Here is a 17,556-nt window from a genome sequence, read left to right on the forward strand (position 1 = left end):
ACCCCACTTCAAAGTGCGTACTTCCTGAATGGATAGTCAGGGTCTACAATGAGTGAGTAGCCAAAACAAACCCTGCATGCATCTGAATAGACGAATTGGTGCAGGCTAAATATCTGATTATTATTTTATAGGAAAGACTCATACTTGAACAACAAAGGAGAAATAAATGATGAAATTGCAATTGGCACTCGACTTGGTAAACATCCCTGAAGGTATCGCACTGGTTAAAGAGGTTGAACAATATATTGATATCGTTGAGATTGGTACACCAATCGTTATTAATGAAGGTTTGCACGCGGTAAAAGCGATGAAAGAAGCATTCCCTAATCTGCAAGTTCTTGCAGACCTTAAAATCATGGACGCTGGTGGTTATGAAATCATGAAAGCTGCTGAGGCTGGTGCGGATCTGATCACTGTGCTTGGGGCAACCAATGACAGTACGATTAAAGGTGCAGTAGCAGAAGCGAAGAAACAAAACAAACAAGTTCTTGTAGACATGATCAACGTGCCTAACCTTGAACAACGTGCTCGTGAAATTGATGCGCTTGGCGTAGATTACATCTGTGTACACACAGGTTATGACCTGCAAGCTGAAGGACAAAGCCCGTTCGAAGATTTGCAAACGATCAAAGCTGCTGTGAAAAATGCAAAAACGGCTGTCGCTGGTGGAATCAAGCTGGAAACATTGCCAGAAGTAATCAAAGCACAACCGGATCTGGTTATTGTAGGCGGCGGTATCACAGGACAAGCAGACAAAGCGGCAGTTGCAGCTGAAATGCAACGTCTTGTTAAACAAGGGTAAGCGAATGAGCAAAACACAATATGCAGCGGACATCTTGAAGGAGCTGGAACGCACGTTAAGCCAGATCGATGATGCAGAGATGCAAGCGATGGCTGAACATATTCTGGCTGCAGAACAGATTTTTGTAGCAGGAGCAGGCCGGTCAGGATTGATGGGAAAGGCTTTTGCCATGAGACTGATGCAGATGGGGCTTCGTGTATATGTGGTGGGCGAGACCGTTACACCCGGGATCAGCTCGAAGGACTTCCTCTTGCTGTGCTCTGGCTCAGGAGAGACAGGCAGTCTCGTAGCTATGGCTAAGAAGGCTAATCAAGCAGGAGCACCTGTCGGCCTGATTACGATCAAGCCAGAGTCTACGATCGGTCAATTGGCAACTACGGTAGTGCGCCTTCCGGCTTCAGCCAAAGAGGACACAGCGACTTCCGGAGCGGAAGTAACCATCCAGCCAATGGGCTCGCTGTTTGAACAGGGATTGTTAATCGGCATGGATGCTCTCATCCTTACGATGATGGAAATGAAGGGTATGACCGGAGCGGATATGTTTGGCCGCCACGCTAACCTGGAATAGTAAATAGATGGAAGACCGGAATCCTTTGATTATGAAGGGTTCTGGTCTTTTCTGCGATGCATAGGCATTCATTTGTTTAGATTTATCCGTAATTTTCACTTAAACTTTGCATCCCGACCAGGCTGTAGTAGAATTAATAGATAGCTGTATCGAATGAATGTACTTATTACATCATGCATGGAGCGGAAAGCTTACCTTATGTGAAGTATTCCCGTGATATGCGTAATATACGCGATATAAGATTGAAGATGAGGGGGCTCGGAGCCATGGCAGCCGAAGTCAAGGAACGGATTAATCTGAAAGAAATCAACTGTGAGAAGGAATTAACCCTTGCGGTGATCGGTGGCAAATGGAAATTGATTATATTGTGGCATTTGGGTCTGGAAGGCACCAAACGTTTCAGTGAACTGAAACGCCTAATCCCTCATATTACCCAGAAGATGCTGACCAACCAGCTGCGTGAGCTGGAGGAAGATAAATTGATTGAGCGTAAGGTCTATGCAGAGGTTCCGCCTCGGGTGGAATATACGTTGACAGATCACGGTCAGAGCCTGATGCCTGTGCTGCACGCAATGTATAACTGGGGTAAAAATTACGGTGAAAATGTAATCTGGAAAGAAAGCTAAATAATAAGATTTTGAACAAACCGCTGGTTAAATGGATGCTTCCATAACCAGCGGTTTTTTAGTTACTTTTAAATTTTGGTCAGAGGATCAATAGTTTACTCCAAACGCAGTGGGCAGAAATAGCTTGAAGAAGCGGAGCTAAAAAGCTTTCTGAAAGAAAGCTACATCGCAAGCATATACTGGCTTTTATCCTAGATACCCCTTTTATATAGATGGAACTAAACATTCACATGAGAACGTAGAGGACAGAAAGAATCTGAAGAAGCGGAGCGTTCGCCTTTATCACCAGATTTTCACCTTTATAAAATTGAATCAAAAAATTAGGGGATAACAGCGATCGGAAGGTTGTTCTGTCATCGGAGTGGTAAGTGTGAATATTCTTTAGTCCAATCTATATTCCCCTGAACCAAAAGTCTCATTATTTGCAGATGTCATGTATACATAAACCGATTATGATACGATGAGATATATTGGAAAATGCAAGGAGGATGACAACTAAAGATGGAAAAAATACGTACACGCGCTGAGGTAGATCAGGAAACCACATGGGATCTGAGAGATTTGTTTGTAACCGATGTAGAGTGGGAGCAGGAACTTCGATCACTTCCTGAGGCTGCTGCCCAGATCGAAACGTTCAAAGGACGTCTGGGCGAAGGCGCTGAACAATTGCTGGCTTGTCTGGATGCTCGTGAAGCTTTGCAGGAGCGAATCGGCAAGACGGCTTCTTATGCCCGCTTGAAGCAGTCAGAGGACAGCACCAATCCGGTGAACATAGAGAATTCAGCTAAAGCAGGAGATATCCTATCGAATCTGTCGTCATCCTTGTCTTTTGTTAATTCGGAGATCGTTGAACTTCCTGATGGAACTGTAGAGCGTTATATCCAAGAACTTCCGGGATTGGAGCCGTATGCGCGCAGTTTGGAGCGTTTGATTCGGGAAAAAGCACATCGGCTTACGCCAGAGACAGAGAAGGTACTCGCTTCACTCGGAGAGGTACTGGATTCGCCATACCGTATCTATCTACGCGGTAAACTGGCAGACATGACGTTTGACGATGCTCTCGATGGAGAGGACAATAATCGTCCACTGTCCTGGTCTTTCTATGAAAATAATTATGAGATGTCGTCCGATACCAAGCTGCGCCGTTCTGCTTATGCTGCATTCAGCTCGACATTAAATGATTACAAAAATACGTTCGCAGAAGGTTATGCAACCGAAGTGAAGAAACAAGTTGTGTTATCCAGGCTGCGGGGTTATGACGATGTTACAGATATGCTTCTTAGCCCACAGCAAGTGAGCAAAGAGATGTACAATAATATTCTGGATATTATCCAGCAGGAACTCGCACCACATATGCGCAGACTGGCGGCTCTCAAGAAACGTGAGCTTGGTCTGGACAAGCTGATGTTCTGTGATCTGAAGGCCCCGCTTGATCCTGAATTTAGCCCCGCCATTACATATGATGAGGCGTGCACACTCATTCGAGAAGCGCTTGATGTGCTTGGGCCGGAGTATGGCGAGATCGTAGAGCGTGCATTCAGTGAACGCTGGGTGGATTACGCAGATAATGCAGGCAAATCTACAGGGGCATTTTGTTCCTCTATATATGGTTCACACTCCTATATCTTGATCTCATGGGCGAACAATATGCGCGGAGCATTTACACTTGCCCATGAAGTGGGACATGCAGGCCACTTTATGCTTGCGGGACGTTACCAACGGCTCACGAATACAAGACCATCGCTTTATTTCATTGAGGCACCATCGACCATGAATGAAATGCTGCTGGCAGATCATCTATTGAAGCGTTCCGATAATCCGAGAATGCGTCGTTGGGTCATTTTGCAACTGTTGAATACGTATTACCATAACTTCGTTACGCATCTGCTGGAAGGTGAATTGCAGCGCAGGGTGTATGCACTCGCAACTAATGATGAGCCGATTACGGCGAAGACGTTAAGTCAGCTCAAAGGGGACATTCTCTCTGAATTCTGGGGACCTGATCTGGTGATTGATGAAGGAGCCAAGCTCACGTGGATGAGACAACCTCATTATTATATGGGTCTATATCCATATACCTATGCGGCAGGTTTGACCGCTTCCACAACGGCAGCACAACAGATTAGGGAAGAAGGGCAGCCTGCGGTAGATCGCTGGCTCGAAGCACTCAAAGCCGGTGGAAGTCTCACTCCGCAGGAGTTAATGAAGCTTGCAGGTGTCGATATGTCCGGACCTGAGCCGATTCGCTCTGCGGTTGCTTATGTCGGCAGTCTGGTCGACGAACTTGAACGTCTGTATTCCTGATCTGGTTCATATAGTATACGGACAAGGCAGAACGGGTTGTCTGCATGCACCGCCCTCCTTGCGTAGGGGCGGTGCATCTTATTTTGCAAGGGGAAAGGAACGATGATGAATGGCGTTAACGAGCGTGTCCTCATCGATGGGCCGATTAAGCGTGGACGGCTTTGGTGTGTTTGACGACATGAATGGAGTACCGGGGTTTGAAGGCAATCAGGGTGGTTTCTTTTCGGGATTGAATGAGTTTGGTGCCATGGGTGCGTTTGTTTCCATTTTTATTGGTGCCGTATTTCTTATTGTTGCGGGTGTGATTGTATATGCCATCATTTCAGGGGTACGCACGTGGTCCTCGAATAACGCTGCGGCCTTGTTAACCCTGCATTCAGCGGTGGTGGCGAAACGAACGGAAGTCTCAGGTGGAAGCGGGGATAGCAGTGCGACGACCCGGTATTATGTTACATTTGAATTCGACAATGGCGAGCGCATTGAACTGATTGTTGGTGGAAACCATTATGGCATGTTGGCTGAACATGATCGAGGGATGCTGACGTATCAGGGGACACGATTCAAGCATTTTGAGAGAGATGTGCAGCCCCAGTCGGGCGTTAACAAAGGCCAGTTTTATACGTGAAAATAGAAATGCGGCTCCTCCTACTTGGGAGAGAGTCGTTTTTGGTATGCCCAAAAGAAAGAAAAATCGAAGGGTATTCAAACGCTTACAATGGTGATATACTCGTAAAATAAAGTAAAACAGTATTAAACAAAAACAAACAAACAATAAATACAGAATAAAGTACAGAGTGCGGACTGAATCAAGAGATATCGTATGGAAATAGAATTGGCTCGAAAGGTTGGTGAAGCGCGGTGAGTGTTCTGGCTTATGATTTGGGGGCTGGTAGCGGGAGAGCGCTACTGGGGCATCTGAATGATCATGGGATCGAAACAAGCGAAATTCATCGGTTCAAGAATGAACCCGTGAAGGTTGGCGAGCGGATGCACTGGGATATTCTGCGATTGCATCATGAATTGTTGCAAGGGCTTACTCTTGTGAAACAGCAGGGAGAAAAGCCGGAGAGCCTGGGGATCGATTCCTGGGGCGTTGATTTTGGTTTGCTTGGCAGTCATGGTGAGCTACTGGGTAACCCGTATCATTACCGTGATACACAGTTTAACGGCATGATGGATCAGGTACGCCAAGAGTTGAGCTCTCAGCGAATCTTTGAACGTACAGGGATTCAGTTTCTTAGCTTTAATACCCTGTATCAGTTGGCAACCCTTCAACGTAGCGGTTCTCCGCTTCTTCATGAAGCAGAGCGGTTTCTCATGATTCCGGATTTGCTTCGATACTTTCTGACGGGAGAAGCCGTGAATGAGTTTACCAATGCTACGACAACACAATTGTATAATCCCTCACAGGGTCAATGGGACGGTGAGTTGCTGAAGCATATTAGCATTTCGGAGAAACTCTTCGGTGAAGCGGTGATGCCAGGCACCCGTGTTGGACAGTTGCGCAGCAGCATCTGTAACGACCTTGGTCTTTCTTCTATCCCTGTGATCGCCGTTGCGGAGCATGATACGGGTTCAGCCGTTGTGGCTGTTCCTGCAACGGAACGTTCATTTGCTTACCTGAGCTGTGGAACCTGGTCCCTGATGGGTACCGAGATAGATCATCCTGCGATTAGTACCGAGAGTCTGGCATTGAACTTCACGAATGAAGGCGGGGCGGGCGGAACATTCCGTCTGCTCAAGAACATTATGGGTCTGTGGATTTTGCAGGAAAGCATGCGGGAGTGGGAGCGTCAGGGGCAGGAAATTAGCTACAGTGCGTTATTGGCAAAGGCGGAGCAGGCACCTCCATTTGCCAGTTTATTTGATCCGGATGATGAACTGTTCATGCCAGCAGGAGATATGACAACCCGAATACGCCAGTATTGCCGTGATACAGGACAAGTGATACCAGAGGATCAGGGGGCTATTGCCCGGGCAATTCTGGAGAGTCTTGCATTGAAGTATAGAAGAGTTCTGGGATGGACGGAACAATTATCGGGACAGTCGTTCAACGGATTGCATATGGTCGGTGGAGGTATCCAAAACCGCCTGCTATGTCAGTGGACTGCGAATTCCATTGGCAAGCCGGTATGGGCGGGTCCGGCAGAGGGAAGTGCTATCGGGAATATGGTTGTGCAATGGATGGCGAGCGGAGCGTTTAAGGATATCTGGGAAGCTCGCAAGGCCATTCGTGATTCATTTCCTGTAATTGCGTATGAGCCGCAGGACGGATCAATCTGGGAAGAGGCTTACGGCAGATTTTTGCGTGTGACGGCTTCATCCACTTCACAAGCGGGGAGTGAGATGTAAACATGTTGGCAGCCGAGCGGTATGACCGGATTGTGGAGATGGTGAATGTCAAGGGCAGTATGCGTGTATCCGAGCTTAGTGAACGCTGCCGGGTGACGGAGGAAACCATCCGGCGAGATCTGGATCGTTTGGAACAGGCAGGACGACTGCGTCGCTCTCACGGTGGTGCCGTGAGTGTGAAAGAAGATCAGCCCGAGATCCCTTATCGGATCAGGGAGACAACCCATGCGGAAGAGAAAAAACGGATTGCACAAGCGGCTCTGGCGATGATTAATCCGGGTGATCGCATTCTGTTGGATGCCAGTACAACGGCAGGTTATATGGCAGCAAACATGCCTGATTTTCCGCTGACCGTCTTGACTAATTCCATTCAGGTAGCGACTGAACTTAGCAGTCGTGACAAGGTTGAGGTCATCTCAACGGGAGGCCAGTTGGCATCTCGCTCGTTGTCTTTTGTAGGGCCACTCGCGGAGCGTTCTCTGGAGACGTATCATGTGGACAAATTGTTTTTGTCCTGCAAAGGCGTACATCTTGAAGGTGGCGGAATCAGTGAATCCAATGAACTTCAGGCAAGGCTGAAGCAAAGAATGGTTGGCATATCCGATCAGGTCATCTTACTTGCCGATGCCAGTAAATTTGGTGTCCGTGCTTTTGCTCGGGTATCCGGATTAGATGCAGTCCATACGATCGTTACCGATCAGCCATTGGAGGCTGAACAGACAGACCGTTTGAGCGGATACGACATCGAGATTATCACAGTTTAAACAGCGATGGGAAGCTTATTCTGTCATCGGAGTGTCCAGTGTAAATATTCTAAGTGAATTCATCTACTTACTAATCAGTTAATAGGAGCGTGTACTTATGAAGGTCTCCTTATTCATTACCTGCCTCAGCGATGCTATCTATCCCCGAGTGGGGGAGGCCATGGTCAGATTGCTCGCCGCTCATGGCGTTCGGTTGGATTTTCCGCCGGTTCAGACCTGCTGCGGTCAGCCATCCTACAATAGCGGGTACTGGGATGAGACTCGGGTAGCGGCCAAGACGATTCTTGAAGCGTTTGACGACAGTGATTTTGTAGTCTGTCCTTCGGGATCGTGTACGTATATGATTCATCATTATCCCGAACTGTTCGCGGATGAACCGGTGTGGTTAGAGAAGGCAAAACGATTGGAAGCCAAAGCCTATGAATTCACTCAATTCCTCGTTCAGGTACTCGGGATAACCGATCTGGGCGCACATTTTCCACACAAAGTAACCTATCATCCATCCTGCCACGGCAGTCGTCTGTTGGGTGTAAAGGATGAGCCGATGGCATTACTATCCCAAGTAAAGGGACTGGAATTGGTTCCCCTGCCGTTTGCTGAGGATTGCTGCGGGTTTGGAGGTACCTTTGCCATCAAAATGTCCGATATTTCAGGAGCGATGGTGACGGAGAAGGTTGATCATGTCAAAGAGACCCAAGCCGAAGTACTGGTGGGGCTAGACATGGCTTGTCTGATGAATATCGCAGGTAATCTGCGTTATCGGAATGAACCGGTGCGTGTGATGCATCTGGCGGAACTATTGTATGAGGGGGTGCGAACTGGATGAGCCAACCGGGAGTTATGGATACGACGGTCAAAGAACGTGCCGGACTGGCCTTGAATGATGATTTTCTGCGTAAGGCGGTCAAATTCACAACAGAACGATTGCGTAACGGTAAGAAGTCGGCCTCAGAAGAACATGGAAACTGGGATGAATGGCGGGAACGTGGACGTCAGATTCGTCTGCATACCATTGCGCACCTGGATTATTATCTGAATGAATTTGTGAATAACGCCCGTGCGAACGGGGTTCATATTCATTTTGCAGATACATCGGTGGAAGCAGCGGCGATTGCACTCGATATTGCGGCTCACAAGCAGGCGTCTACGGTGGTAAAGTCCAAATCGATGGTGTCGGAGGAAGTACATCTGAATCATGTGCTGGAGTCAGCGGGCATTGAAGCGATCGAGACCGACCTGGGTGAATACATCATACAGTTGGCAGGCGAGGCCCCCTCTCATATTGTCATTCCAGCCATCCATAAGAACCGCTATCAGATTGCAGAGTTGTTATCGAAGGAAGCGGGTGAAATTCTGGAGCCGGATACGACGGTACTTGCCGGATTTGTTCGCAAAAAGCTACGCGAGAAGTTCCTAGAGGCGGATATCGGCATGACGGGCTGTAATTTTGCAATTGCAGAGACAGGTTCCATGGTTTTGTTCGAAAATGAAGGCAATGCCCGTATGGTATCCACTGTTCCCAGAACGCAGATTACACTCATGGGCATGGAGCGGATCATTCCATCGTGGACGGATCTGGAGGTCATGGCAACCTTGTTGCCACGCTCTGCAACAGGTCAGAAACTGACGATGTATATGTCAGGCATCACAGGTCCTCGCCGTACAGCGGATGCGGATGGACCGGATGAAATGCACATCATTATCGTGGATAACGGTCGATCCCTTCAACTCGGTGATCCCGAGTTTCAAGAACTGCTGAATTGTATTCGCTGTGGTGCTTGTTTGAATGCTTGCCCGGTATATCGTCATATTGGGGGCCATGCCTATGGTGGTACCTATAGCGGACCGATTGGAGCGGTATTGACACCTGCACTCAATGGCAACATTGATGAATGGAATGATATTGCGGGTGCTTCGAGTCTGTGTGGAGCCTGTTATGAAGCATGTCCAGTTAAAATTCCGCTACATGATATGCTTGTTTATCTACGCAGGCGTAAAGTGGAAGACGGTCATGGCAACAAAATGGAGAGCATGGGCATGAAGGGCTTTGCTGCCGTTGTTTCCAATTCCAAACGCTTCAGTGCGGCCATACGTCTGGGACAGATCGGGCAGAAGGCAGTTGTGCGCAACAACGGCATTTCTCTCAAGCTGGGTCCACTTAAAGGCTGGAACAATTATCGGGTTGCGCCAAGTCTCGCCAAGAAATCCTTCCGGCAACAATGGAACAAGCTGGATCAGGAACTGAACGAGAAGCAACAAGCTATGGATTCTTCCGTTCGCAGCCGTATGGAGCAGATTATTCGTGAACGAGAAGAAGGGGAGGGGAAGAAGCATGGTCACTGAACATGAGCAATGGCTTGCACAATTGGAGAAGAAGTCCATTGAGAAACAGGAGCAGTTCATGAATGACATTGCTTCGAAATTGAGAAGACCAAGGCAACGCCAAGCGCCGACCCAACCCTTTCGGGGAGCACCCGACTTTTGGACGGAATTGGAATGGGATGAAGAGAAGCGTATTCAAGCATTTACGGATAACTTTGTAAGTGTAGGCGCACACATTGCACGGGTTCAGAACATGGAAGAAGTATCTCAATTCATTGCTAACAAATCGCATGAACTGAGTGCCAGATATATCATTCGTCAGAATGAACAGGCGCTAAAAGATCTCGGATTGGAAGAACAGTTACCGGAGGTACAGATCTCCGTCTGGAATAGTCAAGCGGATGAGAACTGGAAGGCTCGGGCAGCTGAGGCTGATATCGGTGTGGTCATAGCGGATTATGCGACTGCATATACAGGTTCGGTTACTGTACTTTCTTCACCCGAAAAAGGTCGTTCCGTCAGTCTGCTGCCTACCGTACTTATCATCATTATTCCAGTAGATCGGCTGTACACCAGACTGGGTGAGACGCTGGATCGATTTGACGAGGTGGGAAGAGAGAATCTTCCCGCAGGTATCCACTTTATTTCAGGCCCAAGCCGATCGTCCGATATTGAAAATGATCTGACCATTGGGGTACACGGACCAGGTATTGTATATGGTTTGATTATGGGGTAACGGTGAGTTGAGCGTGATGGCGCAACATGATTTGGAAGACTGTCCAAGAGGTAGCACGTAGCTGCTGAGGACAGTTTTTTTGTTGAGTTTTTATAGTCGAAATCTATTAAACATATACTTATTATATATTTCACCTATTAATAGGGTGGGTGTATAATTCTTCTCAAGATAGAATTGATGTGAGATATGAGAGAGAAAGAGGAGGCGTTGTGAATGAGTATATTTTCTTACCAGGTTCCGTTTATGGATGGCCACGCGGGTGATTTGTCTGCTTTTAAAGGGAAAGTACTGCTTATTGTGAATACAGCAAGTCGGTGTAGCTACTCCCGGCAATTCAATGAACTTCAACAGATATACGAGAAATATCGTGAACAGGGGCTGGAGATTCTGGCTTCCCCATGTAACCAGTTTAACGAGAAAGAACCTGGTAGTAGCGCTGAGGTTGCAGAATATTGCAGAAGTCAGTTTCAGATTTCCTTTCCGATCTTGGAGAAAGTTGAAGTTGCAGGGCAATCGATGCATCCGTTGTTCCGTTACCTGACAGAAAAAGCGCCGTTTCAAGGCTATGATCTGGATACCCAAGAAGGAAAGTGGATGGACACTTTTGTGAAAGAGAAGCATCCCGAATTGTATCAAGGGAACGGGATCAAATGGAATTTCACCAAATTCCTGATTGACCGCAGTGGCAATGTTCATGGCCGGTATGAAACGACAGTTGCCCCATTGGAGGTGGAGTCTGCTATTCAGATTCTGTTGAAGAATTCCTAGTTATAATGTAATCCCTGTCCTGAGGTCCTATGACTTTGGGACGGTTGAAGATTGGAACTGGAAATGTTAGGGTAAAAGGAGATAACGAGTTCTCCATTTTTTTTAATCAAAAATGACCAATATACCATTTCGGTCAGTCAGTTCTTTTTTGGGTTTAACAGTTATCTGGATGAAATATGAAATTGTGCAAAAAATAACTTAAGTCTGTTGAATTGAAGGTTAAGTGCGATCCGAAGGTAAAGTGCAATTCCTCATGGAATCAAGTCATTATTTTTTAGTTGTCAAAACTCTTAACTTGGAAAGAAGGAGTGAGCGTCATGCCACCAATTTCAGTGCCTCAACCGAAAACATTTGGCCCACTGGGCAATTTGCCGCAATTGAACTTTGAAGAGCCGGTGCAATCGCTGGTGAAACTGGCTGAAGAATACGGACCGATCTTTCGTATGGAGTATCCGGGACGAAGTGAATTGTATATTTCAGGTCACGAACTGGTCGCCGAGGTAACGGATGAATCCAAGTTTGACAAACGTGTATGGGCACCCCTTGCCAAGGTTCGTGCTTTTGCAGGAGATGGACTATTCACGAGTTGGACCGAGGAACCGAATTGGAAAAAAGCTCATAACGTACTGCTGCCAAGTTTCAGTCAACGTGCCATGCAGGGATATCACAACAAAATGATTGATCTGGCGGTACAGCTGGTTCAGAAATGGTCACGATTAAATCCGGATGAAACGGTTAACGTTCCGGATGATATGACACGTCTTACACTCGATACGATTGGACTCTGTGGGTTCAACTATCGGTTTAACAGCTTCTATCGGGAAGAACCACATCCATTCATTACCAGCATGGTTCGTGCACTGGACGAATCCATGAGTTCATTGCAGCGACTGCGTCTGCAAGACAAGTTGATGATCACCAAAAAGAAACAGTTTGAACAGGATATCCGTTCCATGTTCTCTTTGGTGGATCACATTATTGCCGAGCGCAAAGAGAAACCACAGGAAGGCGCGGATGATCTATTGTCCCACATGCTCAGCGGCAAGGACCCGGAAACGGGAGAAACACTGGATGATGAGAACATCCGTTATCAGATTATTACATTCCTGATTGCTGGACATGAGACCACAAGTGGACTGTTATCCTTCGCTGTTTATTATCTGATGAAGAACCCGGATACACTGGCTAAGGCCCAAGCAGAAGTGGATCAGATTCTGAAAGATCCGGTTCCAACGTACAACCAGGTTCGCAATCTGAAGTACGTTCGCATGGTTTTGAACGAAGCCTTGCGGTTATGGCCGACGGCCCCGGCATTTTCTCTGTATGCCAAAGAGGATACGGTACTTGCGGGTCAATATCCTTTGCAAAAAGGCGACAGCGTCAGTGTACTTATTCCCAAGCTGCATCGCGACCGCGAAGCATGGGGAGATGACGTAGAGGACTTCCGCCCGGAACGGTTCGAAGATCCGAGCAAAGTGCCGCATGATGCCTACAAACCTTTCGGTAATGGTCAACGGGCCTGCATTGGTCAGCAGTTTGCACTTCAGGAAGCAACGCTGGTGCTGGGCATGGTGCTCAAGCATTTTGACTTCATCGATCATTCCGATTATCAATTAAAGGTGAAAGAAACGCTGACGCTCAAACCGGATAACTTCACCATTCGGGTACGTGCGCGTGGAGGCCAGCCCGTCATGGCCGTGCCAGGTGTAGCGGTCGAAGAACCGAAGCCAGTTGCCAAAAGAACAGAACCGGATGCTGCGAATGCTCACCACACACCGATGCTTGTTCTATACGGTTCCAATCTGGGAACGGCGGAAGGCATAGCACGTGAGATTGCGGATACTGCCAGATATCAAGGTTTCCGGAGCGAGGTTGCTGCGCTTGATGATCGTGTTGGCCAACTGCCGAAGGATGGCGCCGTTATTATTGTCAGTGCATCCTATAACGGTCAGCCGCCTAGCAATGCGAAGATGTTTGTCGAGTGGATCGAACACGCGGATGCCAATGAATTCAATGGGGTGCGTTTCGCCGTTCTGGGATGCGGTGACCACAACTGGGCCAGCACCTATCAGCGTATTCCGCGTCTAATCGATGAACAGTTATCTTCTAGAGGAGCAGAGCGGTTATCGCCCTTGGGTGAGTCCGATGCAAGCGGAGATTTTGAGAAACAGGTGGGGGATTGGACAGAGCAATTATGGCCGGATCTCGCACGAACAATGGGACTGAAGCTAAACACAAGTTCCAATAGCGAACGCAGCTCACTATCAGTACAGTTTGTCAGTGGGCTCGCCGTAACACCGCTTGCGGATACGTATGATGCTCATGTGGCAGAAGTACTCGAGAACAGAGAGCTTCACGACGCGGGTAGTGAACGGAGTACACGTCACCTCGAGATCAAATTGCCTGAAGGCATCACCTACATGGAAGGGGATCATCTTGGCATTCTGCCACAAAACCCACCGGAGTTGGTGGAACGTGTACTCCGTCGGTATGGATTCACGGGAACGGAGCATCTGGTTCTCGATGCATCGGGTAGAAGTGCCGCACATCTGCCGCTGCATCAACCGGTTAACCTGTATGACCTGCTTAGTCACAGCGTTGAGCTTCAAGAAGCCGCAACTCGTGCTCAGCTCAGAGAAATGGCAGCATACACGGTATGTCCACCGCATAAGAAGGAGCTTGAAGCGCTGCTTGATGAATCTGTGTATATGGATGAAGTTCGGAATAAACGGATCTCCATGCTGGATTATCTGGTGAAATATGAGGCATGTGAACTGCCGTTTGAGCGCTTCCTTGAATTACTGCCTTCACTGAAAGCCAGATATTATTCGATCTCCAGTTCACCGCGTGTTCAGCCCGATCAAGCGAGTATTACGGTGAGTGTGGTGCGTGCTCCGGCATGGAGTGGACAGGGAGAATACAAAGGCATTGCGTCCAACTATCTGGCTAACCTGAAACCGGGTGACGAGATCGTCATGTTCACGCGGACACCGGAATCCGGTTTCCAACTGCCGGAAGATACACAGGTTCCCGTCATCATGGTAGGGCCGGGTACAGGCGTTGCCCCATTCCGTGGTTTTATACAAGCAAGACATGTGTTGAAGGAACAAGGTCAAGAGCTTGGCGAAGCACATCTATACTTTGGATGTCGGAATCCCGAGCATGATTATCTATACAAAAATGAATTGGAAGCAGCCCAGCAAGAAGGGCTTGTCGAGCTTCATACGGCGTTCTCCCGAGTGGACGGAGAAGAGAAATGTTATGTACAGCATCTGATGAGAGACGATGCCCGGCATCTGATTCCTTTACTTGAAAAGGGTGCGCATCTGTATATCTGCGGTGATGGCAGCAAGATGGCACCTGATGTGGAAGCTACACTCCAGCAGGCATACGCTGAACTTCATGGCAAATCCGCGCAGGAAGCAGCAGATTGGCTTGATCACCTTCAGCAGGAAGGTCGTTATGCCAAGGATGTATGGACAGGCATCTGATGTACACATGTGAAGGATCAGTTTGATCCGTAACTGGCTGAGCGGTGAGATACAGAAGCAGTTCTGTGCTCACCGCTTTTTGACATAAAATGATTCTTCAGCAGAGAAGTGGTTGCATGGGTTATAATGAAATATTGGAAGGGAGCACCCGTATGGTAGGCGTTCGGGAACCATTGTATGGTTTGCGAAAAGAACCAGCTTTATTTCCGCCTACAAGGTCGTCTGAGTTTTTTTCTTCCAGTGGTTGGTCGATAGATCGACTCGACGCTGGAGAGAGGGAATAGAATACGGGAAGGGACTCTGCCTTTTCCCTGGAGTTCAAGATAATCCAGTCCCACGCCTACCAGTCTGATATTGTTAAATGCATTCCAGGAAGGGAACGTCGTGCGGATTCCCACTCTGACGCCTCGCCGTGTTCGAGGAATATCAAATACCCGAATGGAATTCAGACTGAGCGGAATGAATAACTGACGGTTTACTTTGATAAACTGCCTTGGATAGACACGACGAATACGTCCCGGTTCCAACCCGGAGAGTGGAGTATTCAGTTCTGCAAGGTGCCCCTGAAGTTCTGCCAGACGCTGTTGAAGTGTTTTGCCAGTATGGAGATGCTGCCAGCTCATAAGAATTCCTCCGTTCGCCATTTGTACCTAGTATATGAAGGCAAGGGGTAGGAAGGTGTACGTTTGATAGCCCATGTTCGTTACGGCTAACGGGGTTTCATTTTATAATAGAGGAGTGATTCAAGTGATCGTTGAGATGTATAAAGACCTCATTCAGGATGAGCGTGGCAATTATTATCTGGCAGTACAGATGGATGGCAATGAGCTTACGCTTGTTAATGCATTCGTCGAAGCAGCATTCACGCCTGAAATGATCTACAATGAAGAGTTTCGTACCAAGCATAAGGAGATGGAAGGCGGGTTTGTAGGCAAAATTGCGATGGACCTGTTAAGACACGATGTGGTCATGGGGATGAAGCAAATCGACCGCAAACTGTTGAACCTGTCGGATGTAGAACAGCATTTCACGGTAAATTATATTGATACGATAGAATTTTATCGTCACCCGGCGTGGAACCGGAAAGTGTAGAAATAAAGAAATACAAGAGCGCAAGTGCTGGGCAGTAAGCCTCCGCAACTTGCGCTTTTTGCATAACAACAATTAACGATACGCAGGATGGATGATGCCAATATCGCGCTCGGTTCTGAACCCTCCGTCAACGTAACGCTGCATTTCATTTCCTTTGATCCGAATTGGGATGCATTCTCCTTGGTAGAAAAGCTCTCCCTCGACGGTGCGAACGGTCATTCCGATGACGGCTTCCAGATGTCCACTACTGTCGGTTACAAGGCGAATTCCTGACGGGCCGTCCAGATGAATATTGCCCTCCTTATATACGGTCATGCGATCCGGGGTGTTCACCAATTCATATCCTATTCCACAGACCTTACGGCTATAAGCCGTGTTGCCAGATACGACCTCACCATGATCCATATCGATGGGGAGCAGTCCGGTAAACCAGAGCTGATTCGATCCAACAGGCATAATTCCGCATAATCGCTCGACATAATCAAGGAGACAGAGGATGGAAGGTGAGTATGTCTCGGTAAAACCTTGTTCTCCGGTCCACGGGCTGAGTACCTGACCAAAACGCTTATCTTTGGACAGAGCAGACAAGATAGGCTGCATAACCCAGGTTAGCTCCACATATCGATGATGATACTCAAATGCGTGTGGTGCCCGGATTAGACTCAGAAAATTGGATGCGCCTCCCCAGCTGTTATAGGAGGAAAACGGATCGAATCGGGGATCATCCATTGAGATCGATGTAAATGGGTATTTAGCGAAAAACTTGCTTGTATTCAACAGGTACCGCCGTAGTAGGTTATCGAACAATTCACGGTTGCCCACCTCGCAGGCCAACACGCGGAGCAGCACATCGGATTGCACTCTGACGAATTCGTCATTGCGATCCCGATCATAGAAGAACATATCCTGTTCGTCGTAACAATAGCGAAAGAGACTTTCCAGGCTGGACTCGGCTTTGGCTTTCCAATCCGTTCCGGACTCCCCCAGCTCCTCAGATATGCGGGATAGATACATGCGCTGACAATAAATATTAGCAGTCAGATCCGGTGCCAGAAAGGGCAGAATCGGAGAATCCGGGTGGTAGGCAGAAGCTTCATTCATATAAGGTGTATCCGGAACATGCCAGAATCGGGGGGATAAGTCATGTCCAGTGTCAAACGTACTGAAGGCCTCTACACAGCCGGTTCCTCGTGTATTACGGTTTCGTGCAATCCATTCATCGTAACGAACCATAGCCTTGTACATGGTGCTCAGGAAAGGTGACTGCTTGCCATCATTATCATGAAGCTGATAGTGGTTCCACACACTGCGTGCCAGTGGAGTGACCAACTGAATTTGCCGGAAAGAAGGCCCGGTAGCCGTGAGTTTATACGGAAGCAATCCATCATCTCTTTGCTGCTCGGCTAATGCGAGGTACGTTGTTTCGGATACGGAAGGCAGCAGGCGAGACAGTAACTCCGCATTGATGGTACCTGTGCTCTCTAACCAACATCCCAGATAGATGCCGCCTTCTTGTAAAATGGGATCGCTGTCTCCCATGGGCAGGATGCAAGCAAGCAATTTCTCCACTGCCGCATAATACGTAGCTTCCATTCGTCCGCCCGATGCTGCAAACCGGACACCCGACGCATGCCATTCCTGTAATAACTGCTGATCTTCCGGTTTAACAGGCTGTATTTGATCCATGATCGACATGTTCCGTAGACGATTCAGTATCTCTTCTGTCATATG

At 48.0% G+C, this 17,556-nt stretch carries 15 protein-coding genes; 13 read left to right on the top strand and 2 right to left on the bottom strand.

Going from position 1 to position 17,556, the window contains the following annotated elements:
* The first annotated feature begins 169 nt into the window (after positions 1 to 169).
* The 12 genes from hxlA (at position 170) to NLBNIHML_RS29895 (ending at position 14,733) form a co-directional block, all read left to right on the top strand.
* Entirely contained in the window at positions 170 to 802 is a 633-nt protein-coding gene (hxlA, locus tag NLBNIHML_RS29840) for a 3-hexulose-6-phosphate synthase (protein ID WP_036670570.1), read from the top strand.
* Positions 803 to 806: 4 nt separating this feature from the next.
* Positions 807 to 1,370 (top strand): 6-phospho-3-hexuloisomerase, encoded by a 564-nt coding sequence (gene hxlB / locus NLBNIHML_RS29845; protein ID WP_339260678.1) that lies wholly within the window; start codon positions 807 to 809, stop codon positions 1,368 to 1,370.
* Positions 1,371 to 1,636: 266 nt separating this feature from the next.
* Positions 1,637 to 1,996, top strand: coding sequence for a winged helix-turn-helix transcriptional regulator (locus NLBNIHML_RS29850; protein WP_062833989.1), 360 nt, complete (start codon positions 1,637 to 1,639; stop codon positions 1,994 to 1,996).
* Between the two features lie 501 nt (positions 1,997 to 2,497).
* Positions 2,498 to 4,300, top strand: a complete 1,803-nt coding sequence (gene pepF, locus NLBNIHML_RS29855) for an oligoendopeptidase F (RefSeq protein ID WP_494353398.1) — start codon at positions 2,498 to 2,500, stop codon at positions 4,298 to 4,300.
* Positions 4,301 to 4,409: 109 nt separating this feature from the next.
* Positions 4,410 to 4,925: a DUF2500 family protein gene (locus NLBNIHML_RS29860; RefSeq protein ID WP_339241954.1), complete on the top strand. Its 516-nt coding sequence runs from the start codon at positions 4,410 to 4,412 to the stop codon at positions 4,923 to 4,925.
* Between the two features lie 233 nt (positions 4,926 to 5,158).
* Positions 5,159 to 6,652 carry a rhamnulokinase gene (locus tag NLBNIHML_RS29865; RefSeq protein ID WP_494353399.1) on the top strand — a complete coding sequence of 498 codons (1,494 nt, stop codon included), beginning with the start codon at positions 5,159 to 5,161 and terminating at the stop codon, positions 6,650 to 6,652.
* 2 nt (positions 6,653 to 6,654) lie between these two features.
* A complete protein-coding gene (locus tag NLBNIHML_RS29870) occupies positions 6,655 to 7,416 on the top strand; it encodes a DeoR/GlpR family DNA-binding transcription regulator (RefSeq protein WP_494353400.1) in 762 nt (253 codons plus the stop codon).
* Positions 7,417 to 7,513: 97 nt separating this feature from the next.
* Entirely contained in the window at positions 7,514 to 8,242 is a 729-nt protein-coding gene (locus tag NLBNIHML_RS29875) for a (Fe-S)-binding protein (RefSeq protein WP_017688927.1), read from the top strand.
* Positions 8,239 to 9,759, top strand: coding sequence for a LutB/LldF family L-lactate oxidation iron-sulfur protein (locus NLBNIHML_RS29880; RefSeq protein ID WP_339241960.1), 1,521 nt, complete (start codon positions 8,239 to 8,241; stop codon positions 9,757 to 9,759). The genes NLBNIHML_RS29875 and NLBNIHML_RS29880 overlap by 4 nt, the downstream gene beginning before the upstream one ends.
* Entirely contained in the window at positions 9,749 to 10,474 is a 726-nt protein-coding gene (locus NLBNIHML_RS29885) for a LutC/YkgG family protein (protein ID WP_339241962.1), read from the top strand. The genes NLBNIHML_RS29880 and NLBNIHML_RS29885 overlap by 11 nt, the downstream gene beginning before the upstream one ends.
* Positions 10,475 to 10,687: 213 nt before the next feature.
* A complete protein-coding gene (locus tag NLBNIHML_RS29890; RefSeq protein WP_494353401.1) occupies positions 10,688 to 11,242 on the top strand; it encodes a glutathione peroxidase in 555 nt (184 codons plus the stop codon).
* Between the two features lie 317 nt (positions 11,243 to 11,559).
* On the top strand, positions 11,560 to 14,733 hold the full coding sequence (locus NLBNIHML_RS29895) for a bifunctional cytochrome P450/NADPH--P450 reductase (RefSeq protein ID WP_339241964.1): 3,174 nt from the start codon (positions 11,560 to 11,562) through the stop codon (positions 14,731 to 14,733).
* A gap of 200 nt (positions 14,734 to 14,933) precedes the next feature.
* On the opposite strand, the gene NLBNIHML_RS29900 is transcribed toward NLBNIHML_RS29895, so the two are convergent.
* On the bottom strand, positions 14,934 to 15,356 hold the full coding sequence (locus NLBNIHML_RS29900; RefSeq protein ID WP_339241965.1) for a hypothetical protein: 423 nt from the start codon (positions 15,354 to 15,356) through the stop codon (positions 14,934 to 14,936).
* Between the two features lie 124 nt (positions 15,357 to 15,480).
* Between NLBNIHML_RS29900 and NLBNIHML_RS29905 the strand changes: the two genes are divergently transcribed.
* Positions 15,481 to 15,825: a hypothetical protein gene (locus NLBNIHML_RS29905; protein WP_339241967.1), complete on the top strand. Its 345-nt coding sequence runs from the start codon at positions 15,481 to 15,483 to the stop codon at positions 15,823 to 15,825.
* 72 nt (positions 15,826 to 15,897) lie between these two features.
* Here NLBNIHML_RS29905 and NLBNIHML_RS29910 read toward each other — a convergent pair whose 3' ends face one another.
* Positions 15,898 to 17,553: an MGH1-like glycoside hydrolase domain-containing protein gene (locus NLBNIHML_RS29910; RefSeq protein ID WP_494353402.1), complete on the bottom strand. Its 1,656-nt coding sequence runs from the start codon at positions 17,551 to 17,553 to the stop codon at positions 15,898 to 15,900.
* Positions 17,554 to 17,556 lie beyond the last annotated feature (3 nt).

It is taken from the genome of Paenibacillus sp. JNU01 (assembly GCF_059130585.1).

Bases quoted from the DNA above. Each gene is read 5' to 3' on its own strand.
- NLBNIHML_RS29900 (WP_339241965.1), bottom strand. From the start codon at position 15,356: ATGAGCTGGCAGCATCTCCATACTGGCAAAACACTTCAACAGCGTCTG.
- NLBNIHML_RS29850 (WP_062833989.1), top strand. From the start codon at position 1,637: ATGGCAGCCGAAGTCAAGGAACGGATTAATCTGAAAGAAATCAACTGT.
- NLBNIHML_RS29870 (WP_494353400.1), top strand. From the start codon at position 6,655: ATGTTGGCAGCCGAGCGGTATGACCGGATTGTGGAGATGGTGAATGTC.
- NLBNIHML_RS29875 (WP_017688927.1), top strand. From the start codon at position 7,514: ATGAAGGTCTCCTTATTCATTACCTGCCTCAGCGATGCTATCTATCCC.
- hxlB (WP_339260678.1), top strand. From the start codon at position 807: ATGAGCAAAACACAATATGCAGCGGACATCTTGAAGGAGCTGGAACGC.
- NLBNIHML_RS29895 (WP_339241964.1), top strand. From the start codon at position 11,560: ATGCCACCAATTTCAGTGCCTCAACCGAAAACATTTGGCCCACTGGGC.
- NLBNIHML_RS29880 (WP_339241960.1), top strand. From the start codon at position 8,239: ATGAGCCAACCGGGAGTTATGGATACGACGGTCAAAGAACGTGCCGGA.
- pepF (WP_494353398.1), top strand. From the start codon at position 2,498: ATGGAAAAAATACGTACACGCGCTGAGGTAGATCAGGAAACCACATGG.
- NLBNIHML_RS29890 (WP_494353401.1), top strand. From the start codon at position 10,688: ATGAGTATATTTTCTTACCAGGTTCCGTTTATGGATGGCCACGCGGGT.
- NLBNIHML_RS29860 (WP_339241954.1), top strand. From the start codon at position 4,410: ATGGCGTTAACGAGCGTGTCCTCATCGATGGGCCGATTAAGCGTGGAC.
- hxlA (WP_036670570.1), top strand. From the start codon at position 170: ATGAAATTGCAATTGGCACTCGACTTGGTAAACATCCCTGAAGGTATC.
- NLBNIHML_RS29885 (WP_339241962.1), top strand. From the start codon at position 9,749: ATGGTCACTGAACATGAGCAATGGCTTGCACAATTGGAGAAGAAGTCC.
- NLBNIHML_RS29910 (WP_494353402.1), bottom strand. From the start codon at position 17,553: ATGACAGAAGAGATACTGAATCGTCTACGGAACATGTCGATCATGGAT.